The sequence below is a fragment of the Streptomyces flavofungini genome (genome assembly GCF_041028215.1).
GTDB lineage: Bacteria > Actinomycetota > Actinomycetes > Streptomycetales > Streptomycetaceae > Streptomyces > Streptomyces flavofungini_B.
Genome location: NZ_JASKYR010000910.1, coordinates 1 through 3,652, shown reverse-complemented (window position 1 = coordinate 3,652; position 3,652 = coordinate 1). Strand labels below are relative to the sequence as shown.

Below are 3,652 nucleotides of genomic sequence, written 5' to 3'. Positions count from 1 at the left end.
GTCACGGAGACGGTCCTCGCGGAGCGCCCCGCCCGCCCCGTCCTGGTCTCCCTCGCCCGCGCGGGCACGCCCGTCGGCGTCCTGATGCGGCGCTGGGCCGCCCACCGCCACGGCATCGACCTGCCGCACTACGCCGTGTCGATCGTGCGCGGCCGGGGCATCGACGCCAACGCCCTGCGCTGGCTCGCCGCCCACCACGACCCCGCCGACGTCGTCTTCGTCGACGGCTGGACCGGCAAGGGCGCGATCACCCGCGAACTGGCCGACGCGATACGGGCGTACGAGGCGTCCGGCGGGGCCACCGGCTTCAGCCCGGAGATCGCGGTGCTCGCCGACCCCGGCTCATGCGTGCGCACCTACGGCACCCGCGAGGACTTCCTCATCCCCTCCGCCTGCCTCAACTCCACGGTCTCCGGCCTCATATCCCGCACCGTGCTCCGCGCGGACCTGGTCGGCCCCGACGACTTCCACGGCGCGAAGTTCTACCGCGAGCTCGCCGACGCCGATGTGTCCCGCGCCTTCGTGGACGCGATCGCCGACCGCTTCGACGAAGTCGCCGACGCGGTCGACGTACGGGCCAAGGAACTGCTCTCCGCGGACCGCGCGCCGACCTGGGAGGGCTGGGCCGCGGTGGAGCGGATCAGCGAGGAGTACGGCATCCACGACGTGAACCTCGTCAAGCCCGGCGTCGGCGAGACGACGCGGGTGCTCCTGCGCCGCGTCCCCTGGAAGATCCTGGCCCGCGCGGGCGCGGGGGCCGACCTCGACCACGTACGGCTGCTGGCCGAGCAGCGGGGCGTGCCGGTCGAGGAGGTCGACGAGCTGCCGTACAGCTGCGTCGGTCTCATCCACCCCCGGTACACGCGCGGCGCGACGGGCGCGGACGGCAGGGCGGTGGTCTCCCCGTGACCAGGCTCGTCGCCAGCGACCTCGACCGGACGCTCATCTACTCCACCGCCGCGCTCGGGCTGACCATGCCCGACGCCGAGGCGCCCCGCCTGCTCTGCGTCGAGGTGTACGAGGGCAAGCCCCTGTCGTACGTCACCGAGGCCGCCGCCGGGCTCCTCGACGAGCTGGGCCGCAGCTCGGTCTTCGTGCCGACCACCACGCGGACGCGCGAGCAGTACCTGCGGGTCCATCTGCCCGGACCCGCGCCCCGCTTCGCCATCTGCGCCAACGGCGGGCACCTGCTCGTCGACGGCGTCTCCGACCGGGACTGGCAGGCGCGGGTGGCGCGGCGCCTCGCCGACGAGTGCGCCTCGCTCGACGAGGTGCGCGCGCACCTCGTGCGGAGCGCCGACCCGGCGTGGCTGCTCAAGGAGCGGGTGGCCGAGGGCCTCTTCGCCTACCTCGTCGTCGAGCGCGCGCTGCTGCCGGACGCCTGGGTCAAGGAACTCGGGGCGTGGGCGGGGGCGCGCGGCTGGACGGTGTCCTTGCAGGGGCGGAAGCTGTACGTCGTACCGGCGCCGCTCACCAAGAGCGCGGCCGTGCGGGAGGTCGCGCGGCGCGTCGGTGCCCCGGAGGTGCTCACGGCGGGGGACTCGCTGCTCGACGCGGACCTGCTGGCCGCCGGGGACCGGTCCTGGCGGCCGGGCCACGGGGAGCTGGCCGACGCCGGGTTCACCGCGCCGGGGCTCACGGTGCTCTCCGAGCGGGGGATCGCGGCGGGGGAGGCGATCCTGCGGGCATTCCTCGGAGCGTGACCGTCCCGCTAGCCTGTGCTCATGCCTCGTTATGAATTCCGGTGCCGGTCCTGTGGGGACACGTTCGAAGTGAGCAGGCCGATGGCCCGGTCCGCGGACCCGGCGGAGTGTCCCGCCGGGCACGCGGACACGGTGCGGCTGCTCTCCACCGTGTCCGTGGGCGGCGCCTCGCCCGCACCCGCGGCTCCTCGCGGGGGCGGCGGGGGCGGCTGCTGCGGCGGAGGCTGCTGCGGCTGACGCCCCACGTAGGGGGGCAGGGCTGTTCCGGCGGCCGCGGGCCCTCTGCGGCTGCTCGCGCAGTTCCCCGCGCCCCTGGCGGGGTCCCTAGCGAGGCCCCTTGCGAGGTTCCTGCGGGAGCCCGCCGTCAGCGGACCACCGTTCCCGGGCCCGCGCTCAGCAGACGCAGTTCCGTTCGGGTCGGGGCGCCCTCCCAGTCGCCGGGGGAGGCCACCGCGAAGGCGCCCGTGGTCACCGCGCGGTCCAGGCGGGCCGGGGTGTCCGCCTCGTCGAGCAGCGCGGACAGGTAGCCCGCCACGAACGCGTCGCCCGCGCCCACCGCGTCCACCGGGCGCACCTCGCGCGCGGGCAGGTGGAGTTCGCCCCGCGCGGTGTGCAGCGTCGCGCCGGACGCGCCCAGCTTGACGACGACCTCGCGGACCCCCTCGGCCAGGAGGCGGCCGGGCGTGGCCTCCGGCAGGCAGAGGGGGAGTTCGTCGTCGGAGGCGATGAGGACGTCGACGTACGGGAGCCAGTCGCGCAGCTCGGCGGTGGCCTCCTCCGACGTCCACAGGCGGGAGCGGAAGTTCACGTCGAGGCAGACCTCCGTGCCGTGCTCGCGGGCCAGGCGCAGGGCGGTGCGGCAGGCCTCGGCCGCCGAGGGGCCGAGCGCCGGGGTGATCCCCGTCAGGTGCAGCACCCGCGGCGCCCCCGCGGCGAACGCGGCCTCGACCGAGGCAGGGGCGAGCCGCGAACCCGCCGACCCGGCGCGGTAGTAGTGCACGCGGGTCACCTCCGGCAGCCGCGGCTCGAAGAGGATCAGACCCGTCGGCGCCCGGTCGTCCCGCGTCGCCGCCGAGACGTCGACGCCCTCGGCGCGCAGCGTCCGCAGGACCAGTTCACCGGCCTCGTCGGCGCCGACCGCGCCCGCCCAGCGCACCGCGTGCCCGAGCCGGGCCAGGCCGATCGCCACATTGGACTCGGCGCCCGCGACGGACACGTCCATCGAGCCGCCCAGCTTCAGGGGGCCGCCGCCGCGCAGCGCCATCATCGTCTCGCCGAAGGTCAGGACGTCGGGCGTGCTCACCGGCCCGCTCCCGCCGCGACCTCGACGAACTTCGCCGCCCGGGTGCGCAGCGCCGCCAGGTCGCCGCCGTCCGCCGCGTCGCCGACCAGCGGGGACCCGACGCCCACCGCGACCGCCCCCAGCTCCAGGTACGCCTCGGCCGCCGCCGCGTCCACGCCGCCGACCGGCACGAACGGCGTGCGCGGGAAGGGCGCGCGCAGCGCCTTGAGATAGGCGGGACCGCCCATCGCGGACGCGGGGAAGATCTTCAGGGCGGTGATGCCCGCCGCCTCGGCCGCGATCACGTCGGTGGGCGTGAGGACGCCGCCGAGCACCGGGAGGCCGAGCCGCGCCGCCTCCTCGGAGCCCGCGCCGAGGCCGGGCGTCACGATGAGGTTGGCGCCCGCGTCGGCGGCCCGCCGGGCGTCCCGCGCGGTGAGCACGGTGCCCGCGCCGAGCCACGCGTCGGCGCCGAGTTCGGCGCGGGCCCGGCTCAGCACGCCGAGCGCCTCGGCCCCGCTGAGCGAGACCTCGACGAGCGGCACACCGGCTTCGGCGAGCGTCATGACCGTACGGAAGGAGGCGTCCGGGTCGCTGCCGCGCACGATGGCGACGAGGCGTCCGGCCCGGAGAGCGGCGCGCGTCGAACATTTCCCCAGGCTCGCAC

5 protein-coding genes are annotated in these 3,652 nt (G+C 76.3%); 3 read left to right on the top strand and 2 right to left on the bottom strand.

Translation table 11 applies throughout. From position 1 onward, the window contains the following. From AB8Z36_RS36430 to AB8Z36_RS36420, 3 genes are all read left to right on the top strand, one after another. Nucleotides 1-909: cysteine protease StiP family protein (locus AB8Z36_RS36430; protein WP_369217673.1), on the top strand; the 909-nt coding region annotated here is incomplete at its 5' end. Then, a complete protein-coding gene (locus AB8Z36_RS36425; RefSeq protein ID WP_369217672.1) occupies nucleotides 906-1,703 on the top strand; it encodes an HAD family hydrolase in 798 nt (265 codons plus the stop codon). The genes AB8Z36_RS36430 and AB8Z36_RS36425, both read left to right, overlap by 4 nt. A 21-nt stretch (nucleotides 1,704-1,724) precedes the next feature. After that, a complete protein-coding gene (locus AB8Z36_RS36420; protein ID WP_369217671.1) occupies nucleotides 1,725-1,940 on the top strand; it encodes an FmdB family zinc ribbon protein in 216 nt (71 codons plus the stop codon). A 127-nt stretch (nucleotides 1,941-2,067) separates the two neighbouring features. Here the strand turns inward: AB8Z36_RS36420 and AB8Z36_RS36415 are convergent, their stop codons facing one another. Both AB8Z36_RS36415 and AB8Z36_RS36410 read right to left on the bottom strand, forming a co-directional pair. After that, nucleotides 2,068-3,006, bottom strand: a complete 939-nt coding sequence (locus AB8Z36_RS36415) for a sugar kinase (protein ID WP_369217670.1) — start codon at nucleotides 3,004-3,006, stop codon at nucleotides 2,068-2,070. Beyond that, nucleotides 3,003-3,644 (bottom strand): bifunctional 4-hydroxy-2-oxoglutarate aldolase/2-dehydro-3-deoxy-phosphogluconate aldolase, encoded by a 642-nt coding sequence (locus tag AB8Z36_RS36410; RefSeq protein WP_369217674.1) that lies wholly within the window; start codon nucleotides 3,642-3,644, stop codon nucleotides 3,003-3,005. Before AB8Z36_RS36410 ends, AB8Z36_RS36415 begins: the two co-directional genes overlap by 4 nt. Nucleotides 3,645-3,652: the final 8 nt, after the last annotated feature.